We start from the raw sequence: 21,999 nt of genomic DNA, 5'->3' as shown, positions 1-21,999 counted from the left end.
GGAAGACGCCGAACTCCTCCACCACGCTGGGGCCGAGGCGCAGTTCGTCGCGCTGCCGGAGCAGGGCGCCGGCCTGGACGAAGCGCAGGGGGAGGCCCTCGGACTCGAAGTAGAGATCGCCCGCCCAGTTCGCCTCCTCCTCGGTGAGGACGCGGCCCACGGCGTGTTCCAGGACCTCCACGGCGCCGGCCCGCTGGAGGCCGCCGAGGAAGACCTCCTCGATGACGGAGTCGGCGGCCGGTGCGGGGATCTCGGGGGTCGCGGCGACCAGGAAAGCGCACTCGGGGGTCGCGTCGAGGAGTTCCTCCAGGGCGGCGCCGCCGAACTCGATGTCGTCGAGGACGACGACCGCGCCGATCTCGCGGACGAGGCGAGGTCGAGGCAGTCCTCGGCGACGAGGTCGAGGAGGCTGCTGCGGCCCGAGCCCGAGGGGCCGGTGAGGCGTACGGAACGGCCGCGGGCGAGCAGCCGTACGAGCCGCTCGCGCTCCTCCTGGCGTTCCAGGAGCGGGAGTGCGGGCCGGTTCAGGCCGGGCGGGACGGGCGGTTTGGCCGCGCGGGCGGCCTCGGCGCGCTCGGCGGCGGTGAGTTTGGCGGGCCGGCCGGGCCGCTGGCCGGGCGGGCAGGCCTCGATCTCGCTGCCGTCGACGGGATTGACGGTGAGCAGGAAGTCACCGCTGACCAGCTGCACGGTGCGGGCGAGCGCCGGTGAGTGCTGGCCGAAGTCGGGTGTGAGCGGTTCCCGGGGCGGGCGCTGGCGCGACGACGTGTCGTCGCCGTCCTGGCCGTACTCCTCGGGTTCCCGGTTGATCGGGTCCATAGGTCCAAGCCCCCCAAAAGCGTCGTGTGCGGGTCGACAGGACCCAGGCCCCTCCCGGCCTTGCTGCACACCGCGCTGTCGCTTCTGGTCCGGGCCCGCTCGAAGGGTTGTCACACAGCGGGCGACCGAACCCTAAACCTTCGCACAGTATCTACGACAGCCCGGGGTACCGCGCCGTCCGAGACGTCACAGTCTCATGAGGATTGTGCCCGGCGGACGTCGCACCCTGGGGTCAGACCCTGGGAAGCGACTCCACCCCGATCCCGCCCTCGATGGCGAGGATGCGGTGCAGCCGGGTGGCCACGAGCAGGCGCTGCATCTGCGGCGGTACGTCGCGCAGCACCAGGCGCCGGCCGCAGCGGCCGGCCCGTCGATGGGCTCCCATGATGACGCCGAGGCCGGTGGCGTCCCAGGAGTCGAGCTCGGACAGGTCGAGCACCAGATCGCCGACTCCGTCGTCGACCGCCGAGTGCAGGACCGTACGGGCGTCCGCCGCGCTGCGGACGTCGAGGCGGCCCCCGACGACCAGCTCGACGTGGTCGCCCCTGATGTACATATGCGCTCCCCGTGAGTGCGGTGGCGTACTCCGTGATGTAGGTGATGCAACCTCTGACTGCGTTAGGTGCCGGGAGGTTGCCGTCTGTGAGCGAACCGATACCGAATTCACCCCTGGGTGTGATGCCGCAGGGGCGTGTGCGGTTTCAGTGCTTGTAGAAGCCCTGCCCGCTCTTGCGGCCGATGTCACCGGCGTCCACCATTCGGCGCATCAGCTCCGGCGGGGCGAACTTCTCGTCCTGTGACTCGGTGTAGATGTTGCTGGTCGCGTGCAGCAGGATGTCGACGCCGGTGAGGTCCGCGGTGGCCAGTGGGCCCATCGCGTGACCGAAGCCCAGCTTGCAGGCGAGGTCGATGTCCTCGGCGGTGGCGACGCCCGACTCGTACAGCTTCGCCGCCTCGACGACGAGCGCCGAGATGAGACGGGTCGTCACGAAGCCGGCCACGTCACGGTTGACGACGATGCAGGTCTTGCCGACGGATTCGGCGAACTCCCGCGCGGTGGCGAGGGTTTCGTCGCTCGTCTTGTAGCCGCGCACGAGTTCGCACAGCTGCATCATCGGGACCGGCGAGAAGAAGTGCGTGCCCACGACGCGCTCCGGACGCTCCGTCACGGCCGCGATCTTCGTGATCGGGATGGCGGAGGTGTTGGAGGCGAGGACGGCGTCCTCACGGGCGATCTTGTCCAGCGCGCGGAAGATCTCGTGCTTGACTTCGAGCTTCTCGAACACGGCCTCGACGACGATGTCCGCGTCGCCGACCGCGTCGAGATCGGTGGTCGCGGTGATCCGCCCGAGCGCCTCGTCGGCGTCGTGCGCCTCCAACTTCCCCTTGCTCACGAACTTGTCGTACGAGGCCTTGATGCCGTCGGTACCACGCTTGAGGGCTTCGTCGGTGACATCGCGCAGGACGACGTCCCAGCCCGCCTGCGCGGAGACCTGGGCGATACCGGAACCCATGAGTCCGGCGCCGATGACGGCAAGCTTCCGTGCCACTGTGCGACTCCCCTTTGAAACGCTTACAGCGTGTATCCGTATGCCTCTCGGCGGACACTAGCGAAGTGGCGGCGCTGTGTGACCGGTAAGTAACGCGCGTCACGTCTCATCTGACGGACATCACACCGGCGCGGGTCATACGACCGCCCGTACGGCGTAGTTGAGCACCGCCCGGGCCTGACTACGCTGGCCGTATGGTCAATCTGACGCGCATCTACACCAGGACCGGCGACCAGGGCACGACCGCCCTCGGGGACATGAGCCGGGTCGCCAAGACGGACGTCCGGATCTCGGCGTACGCCGACGCCAACGAGGCGAACGCGGCGATCGGCACGGCCATCGCCCTCGGCGGTCTGGAGGAGGACATCGTCAAGGTCCTCACCCGCGTCCAGAACGACCTCTTCGACGTGGGCGCCGATCTCTCCACACCGGTGGTCGAGAAGCCCGAGTTCCCGCCCCTCCGCGTCGAGCAGTTCTACATCGACAAGCTGGAGGCGGACTGCGACCACTTCAACGAGCGGCTGGAGAAGCTCCGTTCCTTCATCCTCCCGGGCGGCACCCCGGGCGCGGCCCTCCTCCACCAGGCCTGCACGGTCGTACGACGGGCCGAGCGCTCGACGTGGACGGCGCTGGAAGCCCACGCCGAGGTGATGAACCCACTCACCGCGACCTACCTCAACCGGCTGTCGGACCTGCTGTTCATCCTCGCGCGCACGGCCAACAAGGACGTCGGGGACGTGCTGTGGGTCCCGGGCGGGGAACGCTGACCGGCGGCGCCGCTACGCGGGTCGGTCGGAGTCGCCGGTAGATCGCCCGGCGCGGCGCCGTCGTCCGGTCGACGGCCTCGTTCATGTCACCTCCGGCGCGGACGTGCCGAAGAGGTCCGCGAGCACGTCCACGAGGGTGGCGCGCGGTGTGTCGCCCTCCTCGGCGAGCGTCCGCAGGGCCTTCCGCGCAAGCAGTTCGTCCACCGCCGCCTCCAGCTCGTTGCACTCCTCCATGGGCACGATCGCGGCCACCGCGGTGCCGTCGCGGGTGATGACCACCGCACGGTCGAGGAGCCGCGTCAGGTCGTCCCGGGCCTCGGGGAAGGATACGGATGCGGAGTTGTCCCTTCTCCCAGTCTCCGCTGCATCCTTCGACGTACGCCCGGACCATCCTCCGGAAGCACGCCGGGCGCCCGGGGCCCTGTTGGACGGAGCCCGCCGTATCCCCTGAATCACCGGGCTGCTCACGGTGGTCGGCGGTGTCGTGCGCTCCCGCCGCGACCGGCCGGGTGGTGCGCAACCACCGGGACACCGCTGTCGCCGAACGGCCGCGGGCCGAACAGACCGCGCTGCTCGCCGAGATGGACCGCAGCCAAGCTGTCGGCGCCGAACGCGCCCGGACGGCACGGGAGTTGCACGACATGGTCGCCGACCACCTGTCCGCGATCGCCGTTCACTGCCCGGCCGCGCTCTCCCTCGACTCCGCCCACGGCAGTGTCCCGGCACCGGTTGAACTCGCCGCGTACCGCATCGTCCAGGAGTCGTTCACCAACGCGTTCAAGAACGCCGAGGCGGCCGAACTCCTGGCCGCCGTACGGACGGTGGCGGGCGGCGAGGGTCTGATCGCGCCCCTCCCGGGGACCGATCCGGCCGTTCTCGACACCCTCACCCGGCGCGAGCGCGAGGTGTTGTCGTGCCCCGGTGGGGGAATGTCCAACGCGGGGATCGCGGACCGGCTCGACATGGCCGAGGCGACGGCGAAGACGCACGTCAGCCGGTTGCCGGCCAAGCTGGGGCTGCGCAGCAGGGTCCAAGCGGCCGTACTGGCGCAGGAGTTGGGGGTTTAGCACACCGGCGCCGAAGTGGTCCAGACCTATTGACCCGTGGTCCAGACCTTTCTATTCTCACGGCACCGTGGGCGCGAAGGCTCAGTCGCGCCCGTGTCACCCCCGACACCCCTGAGGAGGCGCTCAATGCGCTTCAGAACCAGAGCAGTTGCCGGGTTCGCGACCCTGCTGCTTCCGCTCGCCGCGCTCGTCGGTCTGGCGGCCCCCGCCGAGGCCGCCTCGACCGCGACCGCCACCTTCACCAAGTCCAGCGACTGGGGCACCGGCTTCGGCGGTCAGTGGACCGTCAAGAACACCGGTACCAGCGCCATCAGTTCATGGACGGTCGAGTGGGACTTCCCCTCCGGCACGTCCGTCACCTCGGCCTGGGACGCGGACGTCACCAGCTCCGGCAACCACTGGACCGCGAAGAACAAGTCCTACAACGGCACCATCGCCGCCGGCGCCTCCGTCTCCTTCGGCTTCAACGGAGCCGGCTCCGGCACACCCACCAACTGTCTGCTGAACGGCGGCAGTTGTGACGGCGGCACCACGGTCCCCGGTGACGCGGCCCCCTCCGCACCCGGCACCCCCACCGCCTCCGGGATCACCGACACCTCGGTGAACCTCTCCTGGTCGGCCGCCACCGACGACAAGGGCATCAAGAACTACGACGTCCTGCGCGACGGCACCAAGGTCGCCACGGTGACGACCACGTCGTACACGAACACCGGCCTGACCGCCGGCACCGACTACTCGTACACCGTGCAGGCCCGCGACACCGCCGACCAGACCGGACCGGTCAGCGGCGCGGTCGCCGTGCACACCACGGGCGGTACGACCACTCCCCCGACCACCGGCAGCAAGGTCAAGCTCGGCTACCTCACCGAGTGGGGCACCTACACCCGCAACTACCAGGTCAAGAACCTGGTGACCTCGGGCTCGGCGGCGAAGATCACGCACATCAACTACGCGTTCGGCAACGTGACGAACGGGCAGTGCGCGATCGGTGACGCCTACGCCGACTACCAGAAGACGTTCACCGCCGACCAGTCGGTCAGCGGTGTCGCCGACACCTGGGACCAGCCGCTCGCCGGCAACTTCAACCAGCTGCGCGAGCTGAAGGCCAAGTACCCGAACATCAAGATCCTCTGGTCCTTCGGCGGCTGGACCTGGTCCGGCGGCTTCGCGCAGGCGGCGGCCAACCCGACCGCGTTCGCCAACTCCTGCTACAGCCTGGTCGAGGACCCGCGCTGGGCCGACGTCTTCGACGGCATCGACATCGACTGGGAGTACCCGAACGCCTGCGGCCTGAGCTGCGACACCAGCGGCGCGGCGGCGTACAAGAACCTGATGCAGGCCCTGCGCGCCAAGTTCGGCACCAGCAACCTGGTCACCGCCGCCACCACGGCGGACGGCACCTCCGGCGGCAAGATCGACGCCGCCGACTACGCGGGCGCGGCCCAGTACGTCGACTGGTACAACGTGATGACGTACGACTTCTTCGGCGCCTTCAACGCGACCGGCCCCACCGCCCCGCACTCCCCGCTCACCACCTACACCGGCATCCCGACGCCCGGCTTCACGACGGCCGACGCGATCGCCAAGTTCAAGTCGAAGGGCGTGGCCGCGAGCAAGCTGCTCATCGGCATCGGCTTCTACGGCAGAGGCTGGACCGGCGTCACCCAGGACGCCCCGGGCGGCACGGCCACCGGCCCGGCACCCGGCACCTACGAACAGGGCATCGAGGACTACAAGGTCCTCAAGACGTCCTGCCCGGTCACCGGCACCATCGCGGGCACGGCATACGCCCACTGCGGCACCAACTGGTGGTCCTACGACACCCCGAGCACGATCGCCGGAAAGATGAGCTGGGCCAAGACCCAGGGTCTGGGCGGCGCGTTCTTCTGGGACTTCAGCGGCGACACCAGCAACGGTGAGCTGGTGACCGCCATCAACAACGGGCTCGCGTAAGCGAGTTACCCGCAACGAGGCAATAAGAGCTAGGCGACGTTGACGCGTTGACCGGGCGGGGCTGCTTCCAGCCACGCGAGAAAACCGGTCAACGCGTCTTCGCTCATGGCGAGTTCGAGCCGTGTGCCCCGGTGCAGACAGGTCAGGACGATCGCGTCGGAGAGCAGCGCCAGCTCCTCCTCGCCCTCGGGGAGACGGCGGCCGGCCACCTCGATCGCCGAGCGTTCCAGGGTGCGGCGCGGGCGGTAGGCGTAGGAGAAGACGCGGTACCACTCGATGCGGTCGCCGTTGTAGCGGGCGACGCCGTAGCTCCAGCCCTTGCCGTTGGTGTCGGGTTTCTCGGGGACGTCCCAGCGGAGCGAACAGTCGAAGGTGCCGCCGGAGCGCTGGATGAGTCTGCGGCGCAGGCCGAAGACGAACAGACCCACCACCACAAGGGCGACAACAATTCCGCACACAGTCAGAGCGAGGACCATCGACACCGACCTCCTCGTCTCCTAGGCAAAACAGGTAACGGAACGGAAAAAACACCCACATTCGCCTCAGCCGCGGCTGGGTCCGGATTCCTCCGGTCCCAGCCGCGGCTGAGTCACGTCATCGCGTGGTGCGCCAGGTCTCAGTTGGTCGCCGCCGCACGCAGTCGGACGTCCGCGGCGCGCTCGGCGGAGGCATCGCCCGCCGCCTTCGCCTGCTCCAGCTCGCGCTCCACGCGCTGGACGTCGATCTCGTCCGACAGCTCGGCGATCTCGGCGAGCAGCGACAGCTTGTTGTCCGCGAACGAGATGAAACCGCCGTGCACCGCGGCGACGACCGTGCCGCCGTCGCTCGTACGAATGGTCACCGGGCCCGACTCCAGCACACCGAGCAGCGGCTGGTGACCGGGCATGACGCCGATGTCGCCGGACGTGGTGCGCGCGACGACCAGGGTGGCCTCGCCGGACCAGACCTGGCGGTCCGCGGCGACGAGCTCGACATGCAGCTCAGCAGCCAAGGTGGGCTCCTCGGGTCACCACCCGGCGGTTGTGCCGGGTGTGGGTTTGATTCTAGTGGGCGTGAAAGAGGGGGTGGGACACGCCCCACCCCCTCAGGTGAAGCACGGGGTCAGGAGACGCCCAGCTCCTTCGCGTTCGCCTTCAGGTCCTCGATACCACCGCAGAGGAAGAACGCCTGCTCCGGGAAGTGGTCGTACTCGCCGTCGATGATCGAGTTGAAGGCCACGATCGACTCGTCCAGCGGGACGTCCGACCCGTCGACGCCGGTGAACTGCTTGGCGACGTGGGTGTTCTGGGACAGGAAGCGCTCCACGCGACGGGCACGGTGGACGGTGAGCTTGTCCTCCTCGCCCAGCTCGTCGATACCGAGGATCGCGATGATGTCCTGAAGGTCCTTGTACTTCTGCAGGACCGTCTTGACGCGCATCGCGGTGTTGTAGTGGTCCGCCGCGATGTAGCGGGGGTCCAGGATGCGGGACGTGGAGTCCAGCGGGTCCACGGCCGGGTAGATGCCCTTCTCGGAGATCGGACGGGAGAGAACCGTCGTCGCGTCGAGGTGGGCGAAGGTGGTGGCCGGGGCCGGGTCGGTCAGGTCGTCCGCGGGGACGTAGATCGCCTGCATCGAGGTGATCGAGTGACCGCGGGTCGAGGTGATGCGCTCCTGGAGGAGACCCATCTCGTCGGCCAGGTTCGGCTGGTAGCCCACCGCGGAGGGCATCCGGCCGAGCAGGGTCGAGACCTCGGAACCGGCCTGCGTGAAGCGGAAGATGTTGTCGATGAAGAACAGCACGTCCTGGTTCTGCACATCGCGGAAGTACTCCGCCATGGTCAGACCGGCCAGCGCCACGCGCAGACGGGTGCCCGGGGGCTCGTCCATCTGACCGAAGACAAGCGCCGTCTTGTCGATGACGCCCGAGTCGGCCATCTCCTCGATGAGGTCGTTGCCCTCACGGGTGCGCTCGCCGACACCGGCGAACACGGAGACACCGTCGTGGTTGTTGGCGACGCGGTAGATCATCTCCTGGATGAGCACCGTCTTGCCGACGCCGGCACCGCCGAACAGGCCGATCTTGCCGCCCTTGACGTACGGGGTGAGCAGGTCGATGACCTTGACGCCGGTCTCGAACATCTCGGTCTTCGACTCGAGCTCGTCGAAGCGCGGGGCCTTGCGGTGGATGGACCAGCGCTCGCCCGTGTACTCCTCGTCGCTGTTCAGCACCTCACCGAGGGTGTTGAACACCTTGCCCTTGGTGAAGTCGCCGACCGGGACGGTGATGCCGTCGCCGGTGTCGGTGACCGGGGCCTGGCGGACCAGACCGTCGGTGGGCTGCATCGAGATGGTGCGGACCAGGCCGTCACCCAGGTGCTGGGCGACCTCCAGGGTCAGCGTCTTCTTCGCGCCGTCCAGGGCCGGGTCGGCCACCTCGACGTGCAGAGCGTTGTAGATCTCCGGCATCGCGTCGACGGGGAACTCCACGTCGACGACCGGGCCGATGACCCGGGCGACGCGGCCCGTGGCAACGGCCGTCTCAACTGTCGTCGTCATTACTTGTCACTCCCCGCGGTCGCGTCGGCCAGGGCTGCGGAGCCACCGACGATCTCGCTGATTTCCTGGGTGATTTCGGCCTGGCGGGCCGCGTTGGCAAGACGGGAGAGCGTGGTGATCAGGTCTCCCGCGTTGTCGGTCGCCGACTTCATCGCGCGGCGGGTGGCGGCGTGCTTGGAAGCGGCCGACTGGAGCAGCGCGTTGTAGATACGGCTCTCGACGTACCGCGGCAGAAGGGCGTCCAGGACGTCCTCCGCCGACGGCTCGAAGTCGTACAGCGGAAGGATCTCGCCCTGGGGGGCAGCCTCCTCCGCGACCTCTTCGAGGCTGAGGGGCAGCAGCCGGCTGTCGATCGGCGTCTGCGTCATCATCGAGACGAACTCGGTGTAGACGATGTGGAGTTCGTCCACGCCGCCCTCCGCCGTGTCCTTCTCGATGGCCTCGATGAGCGGACCCGCGACCTTCTTCGCGTCCGCGTACTCGGGCTGGTCGGTGAAGCCGGTCCACTGCTCCGCGATCTTGCGCTCACGGAAGTTGTAGTGGGCGACACCGCGGCGGCCGACGATGTACGTGTCGACCTCCTTGCCCTCGGCCTCGAGACGTGCGGTCAGCTGCTCCGCGGCCTTGATGGCGTTGGAGTTGAAGGCGCCGGCCAGACCGCGGTCGCTCGTGAGGAGCAGCACAGCGGAACGGGTCGGCGTCTCGGCCTCGGTGGTCAGCGGGTGCCGGGTGTTGGAACCCGTACCGACCGCCGTGACCGCGCGCGTCAGTTCCTTCGCGTACGGCGTCGAGGCCTGCACCTTGCGGTGCGCCTTGACGACGCGCGAGGCGGCGATCATCTCCATCGCCTTGGTGATCTTCTTGGTCGCGGTGACGGATCGGATGCGACGCTTGTAGACCCGGAGCTGGGCTCCCATGAGTCAGGTCCCTTCCTACGTCACTTGGCCGCGGCCGGGGCGTCCTCGCCGAGGAGCTTGCCGTCCGAGGTCTCGAACTGCTTCTTGAACTCGGTGATCGCGTCCGCGGCGGCGGTGAGGGTGTCGTCCGACATCTTGCCGCCCTCCTTGATGGAGGTCATGAGGCCCTGCTCCTTGCGGTGCAGGTACTCCAGGAGCTCCTTCTCGAAGCGGCGGATGTCCTCGACCGGTACGTCGTCCATCTTGCCGGTGGTCGCGGACCACACGGAGACGACCTGGTCCTCGGTGGGCATCGGCTGGTACTGCGGCTGCTTGAGCAGCTCGACCAGACGCTGACCGCGCTCCAGCTGGGCCTTCGACGCGGCGTCCAGGTCGGAACCGAAGGCGGCGAACGCCTCCAGCTCGCGGTACTGGGCGAGGTCGAGGCGCAGTCGGCCGGAGACCTGCTTCATCGCCTTGTGCTGCGCGGAACCACCGACTCGGGAGACGGAGATACCGACGTTCAGCGCGGGGCGCTGACCGGCGTTGAAGAGGTCCGACTCCAGGAAGCACTGGCCGTCGGTGATGGAGATGACGTTGGTCGGGATGAACGCCGAGACGTCGTTGGCCTTGGTCTCGACGATCGGCAGACCGGTCATCGAGCCCTTGCCCATCTCGTCGGAGAGCTTCGCGCAGCGCTCCAGCAGACGGGAGTGCAGGTAGAAGACGTCACCCGGGTAGGCCTCGCGGCCCGGCGGACGGCGCAGCAGCAGGGACACGGCGCGGTAGGCGTCGGCCTGCTTGGAGAGGTCGTCGAAGATGATGAGGACGTGCTTGCCGTCGTACATCCAGTGCTGGCCGATGGCCGAACCGGTGTACGGGGCGAGGTACTTGAAGCCGGCCGGGTCGGACGCCGGGGCGGCGACGATGGTCGTGTACTCCAGCGCGCCGGCCTCCTCGAGCGCACCACGCACGGAGGCGATGGTGGAGCCCTTCTGACCGATGGCGACGTAGATGCAGCGGACCTGCTTGTTCACGTCGCCCGAGCGCCAGTTGTCGCGCTGGTTGATGATCGTGTCGACGGCCAGGGCGGTCTTGCCCGTCTGGCGGTCGCCGATGATCAGCTGACGCTGGCCACGGCCGATCGGGGTCATCGCGTCGACGGCCTTGTAGCCGGTCTCCATCGGCTCGTGCACCGACTTGCGGACCATGACGCCCGGGGCCTGCAGCTCCAGGGCGCGGCGGCCGGTGGTCTCGATCTCGCCGAGGCCGTCGATCGGGTTGCCGAGCGGGTCGACGACACGGCCGAGGTAGCCCTCGCCGACGGCGACGGACAGAACCTCGCCGGTACGGGTGACCGGCTGGCCCTCCTCGACACCGCTGAACTCACCGAGGATGACGGTACCGATCTCACGCTCTTCGAGGTTGAGCGCGAGACCGAGGGTGCCGTCCTCGAACTTCAGCAGTTCGTTGGCCATGGCCGAGGGCAGGCCCTCGACCTTCGCGATGCCGTCGCCGGCAAGGGTGACCGTACCGACCTCCTCGCGCGAGGCCGCGTCCGGCTTGTACGACTGGACGAAGTTCTCCAGCGCGTCCCGGATCTCCTCCGGCCGGATCGTGAGCTCCGCCATCTGGGTTCCCTGCTCTCCTTGTTGGGCCCGAAGTTTCACTTGGGGGGATGGGGGGACTCCCCCCTGAACGAGGTGAATCCTCTGCACGGCCCAACTCGGGCCGCCTTACTACGTCTTTGTTGTGGTGGTGCTAGCTCGCCATGCGGCGGGTGGCGTCATCGAGGCGGTCCGCGATGGAGCCGTTGATGATCTCGTCGCCGACCTGCACCCGGATACCGCCGAGGACCTCGGGGTCCACGTCGATGTTCAGGTGCATGTGACGGCCGTAGAGCTTCGCGAGGGCGGCGCCCAGGCGCTGCTTCTGCGGGTCGCTCAGCGGGACCGCCGTCGTGACGACCGCGACCAGGCGACTGCGGCGCTCGGCGGCGAGCTTGGACAGGGATTCGAGTCCCGCTTCCAGGCTACGTCCCCGGGGCGTGGTCACAAGGCGCGTCACCAGTCGTTCGGTGGCCGGCTTGGCCCGGCCGCCGAGCAGGCTGCTCAGCAGCTCGCTCTTGGCCGCGGTGCCCGCCGCGCGGTTGGTCAGCGCGGCACGCAGCCCGGTGTCCGAGGCGACGATCCGGCCGAACCGGAACACTTCGTCCTCGACGTCGTCGAGCTGGCCCGCCTGCTGGGCGGCGGTGAGGTCGGCGGTGGCCGCCAGTTCCTCCAGCGCGTCCACCAGGTCGCGGGACTGCGACCAGCGGGAGCGCACCATGCCGGACAGCAGGTCGAGGGCGGGGCCGCCGACCTGGGCGCCGAGCAGGCGCTCCGCCAGCGCGGCCTTCGCCTCGCCGTCCTGCGCCGGGTCGGTGAGGACCCGACGCAACGACACCTCACGGCCGAGCAGCGCGGTGACGGCGGCCAGTTCGTCGGCGAGCTGCGTCGCGTTCACGGACGTGGAGTCCGTGAGCGCGTCGAGACGCTCGCGTGCGGCTGCCAGGGCCTCGCGGCTCGCTCCGTTCATCGCGCGGCCTCGGCCTTCTCCTCGAGCTCATCGAGGAAACGGTCGATGACGCGGCTCTGCCGGGCGTGGTCCTCGAGGGACTCGCCGACGAGCTTGCCGGCCAGGTCGGTGGCGAGCTTGCCGACGTCCTGGCGCAGTGCCTGCGAAGCGGCCTTGCGGTCTGCCTCGATCTGCGTGTGACCGGCGGCGACGATCTCCTCGCGCTGCCGCTGGCCTTCCGCGCGCATCTCGGCGATGAGCGTGGCGCCCTGCTCCTGTGCCTCCTGGCGCAGGCGCGCGGCCTCGTGCCGGGCCTCGGCGAGCTGAGCCTTGTACTGCTCGAGCACGCTCTGGGCCTCGGTCTGGGCGGCCTCGGCCTTCTCGATACCGCCCTCGATGGCCTCGCGGCGCTCGTCCAGAACCTTGTTGATGTTCGGGAGGAGCTTCTTGGCGAGGAAGCCGAAGACGATGACGAAGGCGATCAGGCCGATGACAAGCTCGGGGATCGGCGGGACGAGAGGGTTTTCCTTCTCGGCCGCCAGAATGAGCAGCTGGCTCATGTCAGTGCCTTTCGTCTAGTGGGCTGTCGCTGATCGCGGTCGATCAGGTGCCGTAGACGAACGGCATGACCAGACCGATGAGGGCAAGGGCCTCACAGAAGGCGAAGCCGAGGATCTGGTTGGCGCGGATCAGGCCGGCAGCTTCGGGCTGACGGGCGAGAGCCTGGGTGCCGTTGCCGAAGATGATGCCGACGCCGACGCCGGGACCGATGGCGGCAAGGCCGTAGCCGATGGAGCCGAGCGAACCGCCGACGGCGGCGAGGGTCTCAATGGCAGCCATGCTGATTCTTCCTTATCTGTACGGACCGGCGGGGGTTGGCCACCGGACGCTTAAGGGGGTTCTGGAGGACGGTGCTCAGTGGTGCTCGGCGAGCGCGCCCTGGATGAAGGTGCAGGTCAGCAGCACGAAGACATACGCCTGCAGGGCCTGGATGAAGAGCTCGAAGGCCGTCATCACGATGACCATGACGAACGAGACACCCGCGTAGGCGATCCCGATGCCGTTGAGCAGGTACCAGCTGGCGATCGTGAAGAGCAGCAGCAGGGTGTGGCCCGCGAACATGTTCGCGAAGAGTCGCACGGCGTGCGTGAACGGCCGGACGATCAGGTTCGAGAGCAGCTCGATACCCATCGCCAGCGGGAGGACCGCGCCGAGCGACTTGTCGTAGCCCGAGAAGTTCTTGAAGGCGCCGACGAATCCGTGCCTCTTGAACGTCAGCGAGACCCAGGTGATGTAGACGATCGCCGCGAGGACAATCGGATACGCGATGATCGAGGTCACCGGGAACTGGGCGACCGGAACGATCGACCAGAGGTTCATCATCCAGATGAAGAAGAAGAGCGAGACGACCAGCGGTACGTACTTCTCGCCTTCCTTCTTTCCGATGGTCTCGTAGACGACACCGCGGCGGATGAAGTCATAACCGGTCTCGGCGACCATCTGCAGCTTGCCGGGGACGACCTTCGGCTTGCGGAAGGCGGCCCAGAAGAAGCCGACAACGATGACCGAGCCGATCAGCGCCAGCAGCATCGGCTTGTTGAAGTACACGTTGCTGTCGCCGTCCCCCAGAAGGGGCTTGAACAGGAACGAGTGCAGGCCGGGAGCCGGGAAGCCACAGCCGTCGAAGATGTGGCAGTCGGTCTCGAAGGCGAGCACCTGCGTCGGGTCAGCACTCACCGCGGGCTCCTTCAGCGTGGCGCATAGGTACGGCAACCTCGTTGTGTCGGCGCGGCGCACAGCCGCGGTTCGGCACTGGACTGGTGTAACGGATGTGGGGGCGGCAGTGGGGCATCGAGCCTCGCGATTGAGCAGGCGTCAGCTCAGATGCCCGCGCCCGCGATGCCGCAGTTGGCACCGGACGATAGCAGGGTCGCTTACGTGCTCTTATCCCGGCCCTACCTCTCACGACGAGTGCCCCGACTTCTCGGGCTCGACGTAGAGGATTTTGGCCTTCATGTGGGCACGAGTCTGCGCGATGACCCAGATGATGGTTCCCGCGAGCAGGGTGAACGCGAAGGCCTTGGGATTGAACAGCGTGGTGTGCTTGAACGCGGCGAGGAAGACGAACAGCAGCAGAATCTGCGCCGCGAAGAGCATGAGGCCCATCGCCTGGAACAGGTGCGGAAGCGATTTGGCAGTGCGCTGCAGAACGTAGAGCCCGATTCCCATGAAGAGGATCACGATCAGCGTCGCAACGGCTGCCCCAATAGCTCCTTTGCCGCCGGCGACCACACCACTGACGACGGCGGCAATCGCGCCGACGGCAGCTGTGGGCACAGCGGCCTGAAGGAGAATCCGGGCGTCATTGGACGGCATGGCGGCAACTCCGCTTGCTAAGGGGGGCGTGTCGTCATGGACGAGCGTAGTCCCGGGATGAGAGAGAACCTCACGCCAATGGACCGTCGCACTAGGGTCCTTCGGCTCTGTCCCGGGTTCTCGTGAACCGTATCACAAACTATTTGATGCGGTCTTTACCTAGAAGGTGTGCTTGCTGTCACACATGAGAGTGACAGTGCGCGTCTGTGCAAAATAGCGGCCAACTTGTCTGGTATGGGGAGGCTTTGTCTGCCCACGAGATGGCAACGCTTTAGTCAGATTCTTACCTTGGCGTCAGCCCGAGCGTCAGCGCGAGGACTCCGCTTTACGTCCGTCCAGGAGCCGCGAACGGGGGCCGACAGCGGTCGCCCCGTTGACTCCTGACACTCCGGCGACTACCGGCGGACGCGGATCGCGGTCCTCCTCCGCCAGTACCAGCACAGGGTCAACTGCCGCCCTGCGACGGCGATAACGCGGCGGCACCAGGTGCTCGGCCCAACGCGGGGCACGCGGGGTGAAGCGCGGCAGCAGAAGCAGCACCAGACCGATCGCGCTCAGGAAGACGATGCCGAGGACGATCCACATCGAGGCCGAGTTGACCGAGTAGCCGAGTGCGCCGAACGCGATCAGCGCCGACCAGAAGTACATGATCAGCACCGCCCGGCTGTGCGAGTGGCCGATCTCCAGGAGCCGGTGGTGCAGATGGCCGCGGTCCGCGGCAAACGGCGACTGGCCGCGCCAGGTGCGGCGCACGATCGCCAGCACCAGGTCGGCGGCCGGCACCGCGATGATCGTCAGCGGCAGCAGCAGCGGGATGTAGACCGGCACCGTCGAGTGCACGGCCGCCTTCTCCGAGTGCAGGAACAGCTGCAGCGCGTCCGGGTCGACCTGTCCCGTGATGGAGATCGCACCCGCCGACAGCACCAGGCCGATCAGCATCGAGCCGGAGTCGCCCATGAAGATCCGCGCGGGGTGCATGTTGTGCGGCAGGAAGCCGATGCACATGCCCATCAGGATCGCCGAGAAGAGCGTGGCGGGGGCGGCGGCCTCGATGCCGTACGAGTACCAGATGCGGTAGGCGTACAGGAAGAACGCGGCGGCGGCGATGCAGACCATGCCGGAGGCGAGGCCGTCGAGGCCGTCGACGAAGTTGACCGCGTTGATCGTGATGACGACCAGGGCGACCGTGAGCAGGGTGCCCTGCCACTGGGTCAGCGCCACGTTGCCGACGCCCGGGATGGGCAGCCACAGGATCGTCAGACCCTGCATGACCATCACGCCGGCGGCGATCATCTGGCCGCCCAGCTTGATCAGGGCGTCGATCTCGAACTTGTCGTCCAGGACACCGATCAGCCAGATCAGGGCGGCGCCGGAGAGCAGCGCCCGCGGCTCGTTCGAGTTCTGGAAGACCTCGCTGAGGTTGGTCAGATGGTCGGCGACCAGCAGACCGGCGCACAGGCCGAAGAACATGGCGATACCGCCGAGCCGCGGAGTGGGTTCCCGGTGCACGTCACGGGCCCTGATCTCCGGCATCGCCCCGGCCACGATCGCGAACTTCCGCACCGGCCCGGTCAGCAGATACGTCACCGCGGCCGTCACGCAGAGCGTCAGCAGGTATTCACGCACAGGCTTCCCCACAGGTCTCGCTGGCCATCACAGCCCCACACCCTAGCGAGGGACGCATATGGTTGGGGACTTCCGGGTAGAGCAGATGGTTGCACGTGTGGCTGTGGGCCGGTCGCAGCAGGGCACGTCCAGTGTGGCGCCTACCCCGTTTGACCGGATGTACGCGACGGACCGGACGTGCCCGGGACCACGGCTTCTAGCTGAGCAGCGGCGAACCGGTCAGCTGCCAGGGGTCCTGCCAGCTCTTGCCGTCCCCGTCGATGTCCCACTGCACCTGGCCGTCGGCCGACCAGTACAGGTCGCCGTCCCAGGGGGTGGTGGGGGTCTTGCAGGTCGCGGTGGCCGCCCACGTGGAGTTGGCCGACGCCGTGTAGTCACAGGTGTGGGACTTGTTGATGTAGTCGTTGCCACCCGTGGTGAAGCGGTACTCCAGGCGGGCGTTGACCGTGAACCCGTCGAACTTCCTGCCGACCGCGCCCGTGAGCGTGGCCGCCGACCAGCTGATCTGCACGTCGGCATAGGTCAGGTTGTCGGCGGTGCGGAAGACACAGAGACTGACGTCGAGGTCGAGGTCGGACTTGTTGGGCAGCGCCACCCGCTTGGACGGGGAGCTGTTGCACTTCACCGTGGCCGCCTGGGCGGACGGCGCGGAGAGACCGAGGAGGACCAGGGCCGTCGCTACCGGAGCCGCGAGATGTCTTTTCTTCACCGGGCGACCATAGAGTTGACAACACACGGTCAACAACAGATTTTCATCGGACTCTCACCCGGGATACGGCGCGAAGGCGCCGACCAGCTCCCGCACTTCGTGGCGTGCCCGCTTGGCGTCGACGTCGCCGCGCAGTACGCCCGCGAGGAGCGCGGCGATGCCCGCCATCTCGCCCTCGCCCATCCCCTGCGTGGTCACCGCGGCCGTACCCAGCCGCAGTCCGCGGGAGTCTCCGTGCGGCAGCGCGCAGCAGTCCAACACCAGTCCCGCGGCGGCGAGTTGACCGCGGGCGACGCGCCCGTCGACGCCGAGGGGCAACGGGTCGACGGTGATGAGGTGGGTATCGGTGCCGCCCGTCGTGACGACCAGTCCCTCCGCCGCCAGTCCGGCCGCGAGCACCCGGGCGTTGGCGACCACCTGATGGGCGTACGCCGTGAAGGCCGGCGTCGCCGCCTCGCCGAACGCGACGGCCTTCGCCGCGATGGTGTTCATCTGCGCACCGCCCTGCGTGAACGGAAAGACGGCCCGGTCCACCCGCTCGGCCAGCTCGCTCCCGCACAGCAGCATCCCGCCGCGCGGCCCGCGCAGCACCTTGTGCGTGGTGGCACAGACGACATCGGCGTACGGCACCGGGTTCGGCGCCGCTCCCCCCGCGACCAGGCCGATGGGGTGGGCCGCGTCCGCGATGAGATAGGCGCCCACCTCGTCGGCGACCTCGCGGAAGAGGGCGTAGTCGATGTGGCGGGGGTAGGCGATCGAGCCGCACACGATCGCCTTGGGGCGGTGCGTACGGGCGAGGGCGCGCACCTGGTCGTAGTCGATGAGCCCGGTCTCGGCGTCCACGCCGTACCCCACGAAGTCGAACCACCGCCCGGAGAAGTTCGCGGGCGACCCGTGGGTGAGATGCCCGCCGTACGGCAGCCCCAGCGCGAGGACGGTGTCACCGGGGCGCAGCAGGGCCGCGTAGGCGGCGAGGACGGCCGAAGACCCGGAGTGGGACTGCACGTTGGCGTGCTCGGCGCCGAACAGCGCCTTCGCGCGGTCCACGGCGACGCGCTCGGCGACGTCGACGATCTCGCAGCCGCCGTGGTGGCGGGCGCCGGGGTAGCCCTCGGCGTACTTGTTGGCGAGCGGGGAGCCGAGAGCGGCCAGCACGGCGGGCGAGGTGAAGTTCTCGGCGGCGATCAGCTGGAGCGTCGTCGACTGCCGGGTCAGCTCCCCGAGCAGGATCTCGGCCAGCTCGGGGTCCTGCCGACGCAGGACATCGGCCTCAAGGACAGGGATGACCGACATGGTGGACTCCGAGCCGTCGACGGTGACGTACGTCCAATGTAGGCCCGGGACGGGTGGGACGCGCGACCGTTGTCAGGTCTTCACGGGCACACCCGTGAACGCGGTGACCACCGGATCAAGTCCGCGTGGGCGCACCCGCGAAAGCCACGACCGCCGGACTCACGTCCGCGCGGAGACCCCCGTCAACGCCGTGACCACAGGATCGATCGCCTGGTTTATCTCGTCCCCGATGGAGCGGAAGAACGGGAGGGGGGCGCCGTAGGGGTCGAAGACCTCGTCGGCCTCTGCCGTGGGGGCCAGGAGCCAGCCCCGGAGGGCCGCTGCCGCGCGGACCAGGGCGCGGGCGCGGGCCACCATGCCGTCCTCCAGGGGTGGGAGGGTGGCCGGGTCGATCGCCTTCACCAGGCGGGTGAACTCCTTCAGGGTGAAGGTGCGCAGGCCCGCGGAGTGGCCCATGGAGATGACCTGCTGACGGTGGTCCCGGGTCGCGGTCAGGACCAGGTCGGCGCGGATCACGTGGTCGTCGAGCAGCTCGCGGCCGGTGAACCCGGAGGGGTCGGCGCCGAAGTCGGTGAGGACCGTCGCCGCGTTGGTCTCCATGGGCGCGCCCTCATGGCCCCACGTGCCGGCGCTCTCCACGATGAGCCCGCCCCACAGCGGGTCGCCGAGCCGGTCCGCCAGGGCATGGCGGGTCAGCCGCTCGGTGATCGGCGAGCGGCACACGTTGCCGGTGCTGACGTGGAGGATGCGGAAGCTGTCCATGGGGAGCCCGAAGGTCCCCGTCACTTCCCCGTTGCCTATGCCACGCCCCGCGTCAGGGGCTGTCAATTCGCCACCTCGAGGTCGGGGACGACCTTCCGCAGCTCCTCGGCCGAGATCGCACCGGCCCGCAGCAGCAGCGGCACCTCGCGCGTGACGTCGACGATCGACGACGGCACGTTGCCGGGCGTCGGACCGCCGTCGAGGTACACGGAGACCGAGTCGCCGAGCATCTGCTGCGCGGCGTCGCAGTCCTCCGGCGCGGGGTGGCCCGTGAGGTTCGCGGAGGAGACCGCCATCGGGCCGACCTCCGTCAACAGCTCGATGGCGACGGGGTGCAGCGGCATACGGATGGCGACCGTGCCCCTGGTGTCCCCCAGGTCCCACTGCAGGGACGGCTGGTGCTTGGCGACCAGCGTGAGGGCGCCCGGCCAGAACGCGTCGACGAGTTCCCAGGCCAGCTCGGAGAAGTCCGTGACGAGGCCGTGCAGGGTGTTCGGGGAGCCGATGAGGACGGGCGTGGGCATGTTGCGGCCCCGGCCCTTGGCGTCCAGGAGATCGGCGACGGCCTCCGAGGAGAACGCGTCGGCCCCGATGCCGTAGACCGTGTCGGTCGGCAGGACCACGAGTTCGCCCCGGCGGACGGCGGACGCGGCCTCGCGCAGACCCGTCGTGCGGTCGGTCGCGTCATTGGTGTCGTATCGCCGTGCCATCTAACGGGCCTCCTGCTCAATCACGTGTACGTAAGCGGTTGTTGAGCCGTGGTCGCCGATCACGGAGTCGCCCTGCGGGCGGTCGCGAAGCGCGGGCGGTTGTTGAGATCGGGGTGGTCGGCCGCGTCGGCCCAGCCACGTTCCTCGGTGAAGATCCACGGCACCTGGCCGCCCTGGGTGTCGGCGTGCTCGATGACGACGACACCGCCGGGACGCAGAAGCCGGTGTGCGGTGCGTTCGATGCCACGGATCAGGTCGAGGCCGTCCTCCCCCGAGAACAGGGCGAGTTCGGGGTCGTAGTCGCGGGCCTCGGGAGCGACGTACTCCCACTCCGTGAGCGGGATGTACGGCGGGTTGGAGATGACCAGGTCGACATGGCCGTCGAGGTCGGGGAAGGCGTCCAGGGCGTTGCCCTGCCGCAGGTCGACCCGCGACCCCTCCATGTTCTTGCGGGTCCACTGCAGGGCGTCCTCGGACAGCTCCACGGCGTGCACCCGGGAGCGCGGGACCTCCTGCGCGAGGGCGAGCGCGATGGCGCCGGATCCGGTGCAGAGGTCCACGATCAGCGGCTCCACGACGTCCATCGCGCGGACCGCGTCTATGGCCCAGCCGACGACCGACTCGGTCTCGGGGCGCGGCACGAACACCCCTGGCCCGACCTGGAGTTCCAGGTAGCGGAAGAAGGCGCGGCCGGTGATGTGCTGGAGCGGCTCACGCTGCTCGCGACGGGCGATGGTCTCCCAGTAGCGGGCGTCGAAGTCCACGTCCTTCACGGAGTGCAGCTCGCCCCGCTTCACACCGTGCACGAACGCGGCGAGCTCCTCCGCGTCGTTGCGCGGCGAGGGCACGCCGGCGTCGGCCAGCCGCTGGGTGGCCTGGGCCACCTCTGCTAGCAGCAGGTTCACGCAAGTCCTCCGTGTCGTACTCGTCCGTGCCCAACGTGCCGTGCGTGCCGTGGTGTTACGCCGCCGCGAGCTTGGCGGCCGAGTCCGCGTCGACGCAAGCCTGGATCATCGCGTCGAGGTCGCCGTCCAGGACCTGGTCAAGGTTGTACGCCTTGAATCCGACGCGGTGGTCCGAGATGCGGTTCTCCGGGAAGTTGTACGTACGGATCTTCTCGGAGCGGTCGACCGTGCGGACCTGGCTGCGGCGGGCGTCGGCGGCGTTCTTCTCCGCCTCCTCCTGTGCCGCGGCGAGCAGCCTGGAGCGCAGGATACGCATCGCCTGCTCCTTGTTCTGCAGCTGGCTCTTCTCGTTCTGGCAGGAGGCGACGACTCCGGTGGGAATGTGGGTGATGCGCACCGCGGAGTCGGTCGTGTTGACGGACTGGCCGCCGGGGCCCGAGGAGCGGTACACGTCGATGCGGAGGTCGTTCGGGTTGATCTCGACGTCGACCTCCTCCGCCTCGGGGGTGACGAGGACACCGGCCGCCGAAGTGTGGATACGGCCCGCGGACTCGGTCGCGGGCACGCGCTGCACGCGGTGCACCCCGCCCTCGTACTTCAGGCGGGCCCACACGCCCTGGCCGGGCTCGGTCGCGCCGTTGCCGCCCTTGGTCTTCACGGCGACCTGGACGTCCTTGTAGCCGCCCAGCTCGGACTCGGTGGCGTCGATGATCTCGGTCTTCCAGCCGACGCGCTCCGCGTACCGCAGGTACATGCGCAGCAGGTCACCGGCGAACAGGGCGGACTCGTCGCCGCCCGCGCCCGCCTTGACCTCGAGGATCACGTCCTTGTCGTCGTTGGGGTCACGCGGCACCAGCAGCAGCCGCAGCTTCTCCGTGATCTCGTCCCGGTGCTTCTCCAGCTCCTTGACCTCGGCCGCGAACTCCGGGTCGTCGGCGCCGAGTTCACGCGCGGTCTCGATGTCGTCGCCGGTCTGCTTCCAGGAGCGGTACGTGGCGACGATCGGGGTGAGCTCGGCGTAGCGCTTGTTCAGCTTGCGCGCGTTGGCCTGGTCGGCGTGGACCGACGGGTCGGCGAGCTTCTTCTCAAGGTCGGCGTGCTCGCCGATGAGGTCCTCGACAGCCTCGAACATCTTGGGCTCCTGAAATGCGGTGAAGAAAGGGAAGGCGGGCGACCAAAAACGCCGGTCCCGGCACGCCGGTGGAGGGGCGTGGCCGTGGACCGGCGAAATTGAAGCTCGCTACTTCGTGGAGCCGGCAGCAGCCTTGCCGAAGCGGGCCTCGAAGCGGGCCACGCGGCCACCGGTGTCGAGGATCTTCTGCTTGCCCGTGTAGAACGGGTGGCACTCGGAGCAGACCTCGGCGCGGATGTTGCCGCTCGTGATCGTGCTGCGGGTGGTGAACGACGCGCCACAGGTGCAGCTGACCTGGGTCTCGACGTACTCGGGGTGGATCTCGCGCTTCAAGGTGTCT

General features: G+C 68.5%; 24 protein-coding genes and 1 pseudogene. 3 read left to right on the top strand and 22 right to left on the bottom strand.

The window, feature by feature from the left end:
* The 3 genes and pseudogenes from JHN45_RS34030 to JHN45_RS34020 all read right to left on the bottom strand — a co-directional run.
* Positions 1–819, bottom strand: a pseudogene (locus JHN45_RS34030) (ATP-binding protein); the annotation flags it as partial.
* Positions 820–1,051: 232 nt separating this feature from the next.
* A complete protein-coding gene (locus tag JHN45_RS34025; protein WP_043683078.1) occupies positions 1,052–1,375 on the bottom strand; it encodes an STAS domain-containing protein in 324 nt (107 codons plus the stop codon).
* A gap of 145 nt (positions 1,376–1,520) precedes the next feature.
* Positions 1,521–2,369, bottom strand: a complete 849-nt coding sequence (locus tag JHN45_RS34020) for a 3-hydroxyacyl-CoA dehydrogenase family protein (protein ID WP_200711007.1) — start codon at positions 2,367–2,369, stop codon at positions 1,521–1,523.
* A 194-nt stretch (positions 2,370–2,563) separates the two neighbouring features.
* Between JHN45_RS34020 and JHN45_RS34015 the strand changes: the two genes are divergently transcribed.
* Positions 2,564–3,136, top strand: a complete 573-nt coding sequence (locus JHN45_RS34015) for a cob(I)yrinic acid a,c-diamide adenosyltransferase (protein ID WP_201052917.1) — start codon at positions 2,564–2,566, stop codon at positions 3,134–3,136.
* Positions 3,137–3,217: 81 nt separating this feature from the next.
* Here the strand turns inward: JHN45_RS34015 and JHN45_RS34010 are convergent, their stop codons facing one another.
* The gene (locus JHN45_RS34010) at positions 3,218–3,415 is read right to left on the bottom strand and encodes a hypothetical protein (RefSeq protein ID WP_201052916.1); all 198 of its coding nucleotides are present in this window, start codon (positions 3,413–3,415) and stop codon (positions 3,218–3,220) included.
* A 200-nt stretch (positions 3,416–3,615) separates the two neighbouring features.
* Between JHN45_RS34010 and JHN45_RS53405 the strand changes: the two genes are divergently transcribed.
* Together JHN45_RS53405 and JHN45_RS33995 are read left to right on the top strand one after the other, a co-directional pair.
* Entirely contained in the window at positions 3,616–4,203 is a 588-nt protein-coding gene (locus tag JHN45_RS53405) for a LuxR C-terminal-related transcriptional regulator (protein WP_307783271.1), read from the top strand.
* A 126-nt stretch (positions 4,204–4,329) separates the two neighbouring features.
* A complete protein-coding gene (locus tag JHN45_RS33995) occupies positions 4,330–6,156 on the top strand; it encodes a glycoside hydrolase family 18 chitinase (RefSeq protein WP_200711003.1) in 1,827 nt (608 codons plus the stop codon).
* A 29-nt stretch (positions 6,157–6,185) separates the two neighbouring features.
* Here the strand turns inward: JHN45_RS33995 and JHN45_RS33990 are convergent, their stop codons facing one another.
* From JHN45_RS33990 to rpmE, 18 genes are all read right to left on the bottom strand, one after another.
* Entirely contained in the window at positions 6,186–6,632 is a 447-nt protein-coding gene (locus JHN45_RS33990) for a DUF2550 domain-containing protein (protein ID WP_200711002.1), read from the bottom strand.
* Between the two features lie 140 nt (positions 6,633–6,772).
* Positions 6,773–7,147 (bottom strand): F0F1 ATP synthase subunit epsilon, encoded by a 375-nt coding sequence (locus tag JHN45_RS33985; RefSeq protein ID WP_019073171.1) that lies wholly within the window; start codon positions 7,145–7,147, stop codon positions 6,773–6,775.
* 110 nt (positions 7,148–7,257) lie between these two features.
* Positions 7,258–8,694: a F0F1 ATP synthase subunit beta gene (gene atpD / locus JHN45_RS33980; protein WP_200711001.1), complete on the bottom strand. Its 1,437-nt coding sequence runs from the start codon at positions 8,692–8,694 to the stop codon at positions 7,258–7,260.
* Positions 8,694–9,611 (bottom strand): F0F1 ATP synthase subunit gamma, encoded by a 918-nt coding sequence (locus JHN45_RS33975; protein ID WP_200679776.1) that lies wholly within the window; start codon positions 9,609–9,611, stop codon positions 8,694–8,696. The genes atpD and JHN45_RS33975 overlap by 1 nt, the downstream gene beginning before the upstream one ends.
* A gap of 20 nt (positions 9,612–9,631) precedes the next feature.
* Complete coding sequence (atpA, locus tag JHN45_RS33970; RefSeq protein ID WP_033285405.1) at positions 9,632–11,221, bottom strand: F0F1 ATP synthase subunit alpha; 1,590 nt, start codon at positions 11,219–11,221, stop codon at positions 9,632–9,634.
* Positions 11,222–11,351: 130 nt separating this feature from the next.
* Positions 11,352–12,167 carry a F0F1 ATP synthase subunit delta gene (locus JHN45_RS33965; RefSeq protein WP_201052915.1) on the bottom strand — a complete coding sequence of 272 codons (816 nt, stop codon included), beginning with the start codon at positions 12,165–12,167 and terminating at the stop codon, positions 11,352–11,354.
* Positions 12,164–12,706 (bottom strand): F0F1 ATP synthase subunit B, encoded by a 543-nt coding sequence (locus tag JHN45_RS33960; RefSeq protein ID WP_093629142.1) that lies wholly within the window; start codon positions 12,704–12,706, stop codon positions 12,164–12,166. Before JHN45_RS33960 ends, JHN45_RS33965 begins: the two co-directional genes overlap by 4 nt.
* A 43-nt stretch (positions 12,707–12,749) precedes the next feature.
* The gene (locus tag JHN45_RS33955) at positions 12,750–12,986 is read right to left on the bottom strand and encodes a F0F1 ATP synthase subunit C (protein WP_093629141.1); all 237 of its coding nucleotides are present in this window, start codon (positions 12,984–12,986) and stop codon (positions 12,750–12,752) included.
* Positions 12,987–13,061: 75 nt separating this feature from the next.
* Positions 13,062–13,898 carry a F0F1 ATP synthase subunit A gene (gene atpB / locus JHN45_RS33950; RefSeq protein ID WP_200711013.1) on the bottom strand — a complete coding sequence of 279 codons (837 nt, stop codon included), beginning with the start codon at positions 13,896–13,898 and terminating at the stop codon, positions 13,062–13,064.
* A gap of 210 nt (positions 13,899–14,108) precedes the next feature.
* A complete protein-coding gene (locus tag JHN45_RS33945) occupies positions 14,109–14,522 on the bottom strand; it encodes a hypothetical protein (RefSeq protein ID WP_200710999.1) in 414 nt (137 codons plus the stop codon).
* Between the two features lie 306 nt (positions 14,523–14,828).
* Positions 14,829–16,148 carry an MraY family glycosyltransferase gene (locus tag JHN45_RS33940; protein WP_200710998.1) on the bottom strand — a complete coding sequence of 440 codons (1,320 nt, stop codon included), beginning with the start codon at positions 16,146–16,148 and terminating at the stop codon, positions 14,829–14,831.
* Positions 16,149–16,344: 196 nt separating this feature from the next.
* Entirely contained in the window at positions 16,345–16,857 is a 513-nt protein-coding gene (locus JHN45_RS33935; RefSeq protein WP_200710997.1) for a hypothetical protein, read from the bottom strand.
* Between the two features lie 54 nt (positions 16,858–16,911).
* Entirely contained in the window at positions 16,912–18,150 is a 1,239-nt protein-coding gene (gene glyA / locus JHN45_RS33930; protein WP_201052910.1) for a serine hydroxymethyltransferase, read from the bottom strand.
* 159 nt (positions 18,151–18,309) lie between these two features.
* Positions 18,310–18,978: a protein-tyrosine-phosphatase gene (locus tag JHN45_RS33925; protein ID WP_200710996.1), complete on the bottom strand. Its 669-nt coding sequence runs from the start codon at positions 18,976–18,978 to the stop codon at positions 18,310–18,312.
* Positions 18,975–19,622, bottom strand: coding sequence for an L-threonylcarbamoyladenylate synthase (locus tag JHN45_RS33920; protein ID WP_200710995.1), 648 nt, complete (start codon positions 19,620–19,622; stop codon positions 18,975–18,977). The genes JHN45_RS33925 and JHN45_RS33920 overlap by 4 nt, the downstream gene beginning before the upstream one ends.
* A gap of 59 nt (positions 19,623–19,681) precedes the next feature.
* The gene (gene prmC / locus JHN45_RS33915) at positions 19,682–20,527 is read right to left on the bottom strand and encodes a peptide chain release factor N(5)-glutamine methyltransferase (protein WP_019073183.1); all 846 of its coding nucleotides are present in this window, start codon (positions 20,525–20,527) and stop codon (positions 19,682–19,684) included.
* 55 nt (positions 20,528–20,582) lie between these two features.
* Positions 20,583–21,659: a peptide chain release factor 1 gene (prfA, locus tag JHN45_RS33910; protein WP_019073184.1), complete on the bottom strand. Its 1,077-nt coding sequence runs from the start codon at positions 21,657–21,659 to the stop codon at positions 20,583–20,585.
* A gap of 108 nt (positions 21,660–21,767) precedes the next feature.
* Positions 21,768–21,992: a 50S ribosomal protein L31 gene (gene rpmE, locus JHN45_RS33905; RefSeq protein ID WP_019060712.1), complete on the bottom strand. Its 225-nt coding sequence runs from the start codon at positions 21,990–21,992 to the stop codon at positions 21,768–21,770.
* Between the last annotated feature and the right edge of the window lie 7 nt (positions 21,993–21,999).

This window comes from Streptomyces sp. MBT53 (assembly GCF_016654115.1).
Classification (GTDB): domain Bacteria; phylum Actinomycetota; class Actinomycetes; order Streptomycetales; family Streptomycetaceae; genus Streptomyces.
This window is presented reverse-complemented; position numbering and strand designations above follow the sequence as displayed.

Coding starts and splice junctions, on each gene's coding strand:
- JHN45_RS33965 (WP_201052915.1), bottom strand. CDS start 12,167: ATGAACGGAGCGAGCCGCGAGGCCCTGGCAGCCGCACGCGAGCGTCTC.
- JHN45_RS33955 (WP_093629141.1), bottom strand. CDS start 12,986: ATGGCTGCCATTGAGACCCTCGCCGCCGTCGGCGGTTCGCTCGGCTCC.
- prfA (WP_019073184.1), bottom strand. CDS start 21,659: ATGTTCGAGGCTGTCGAGGACCTCATCGGCGAGCACGCCGACCTTGAG.
- JHN45_RS34015 (WP_201052917.1), top strand. CDS start 2,564: ATGGTCAATCTGACGCGCATCTACACCAGGACCGGCGACCAGGGCACG.
- atpD (WP_200711001.1), bottom strand. CDS start 8,694: ATGACGACGACAGTTGAGACGGCCGTTGCCACGGGCCGCGTCGCCCGG.
- glyA (WP_201052910.1), bottom strand. CDS start 18,150: ATGTCGGTCATCCCTGTCCTTGAGGCCGATGTCCTGCGTCGGCAGGAC.
- JHN45_RS34025 (WP_043683078.1), bottom strand. CDS start 1,375: ATGTACATCAGGGGCGACCACGTCGAGCTGGTCGTCGGGGGCCGCCTC.
- JHN45_RS33960 (WP_093629142.1), bottom strand. CDS start 12,706: ATGAGCCAGCTGCTCATTCTGGCGGCCGAGAAGGAAAACCCTCTCGTC.
- atpA (WP_033285405.1), bottom strand. CDS start 11,221: ATGGCGGAGCTCACGATCCGGCCGGAGGAGATCCGGGACGCGCTGGAG.
- JHN45_RS33945 (WP_200710999.1), bottom strand. CDS start 14,522: ATGCCGTCCAATGACGCCCGGATTCTCCTTCAGGCCGCTGTGCCCACA.
- JHN45_RS33995 (WP_200711003.1), top strand. CDS start 4,330: ATGCGCTTCAGAACCAGAGCAGTTGCCGGGTTCGCGACCCTGCTGCTT.
- JHN45_RS33990 (WP_200711002.1), bottom strand. CDS start 6,632: ATGGTCCTCGCTCTGACTGTGTGCGGAATTGTTGTCGCCCTTGTGGTG.
- JHN45_RS33975 (WP_200679776.1), bottom strand. CDS start 9,611: ATGGGAGCCCAGCTCCGGGTCTACAAGCGTCGCATCCGATCCGTCACC.
- JHN45_RS33920 (WP_200710995.1), bottom strand. CDS start 19,622: ATGGCACGGCGATACGACACCAATGACGCGACCGACCGCACGACGGGT.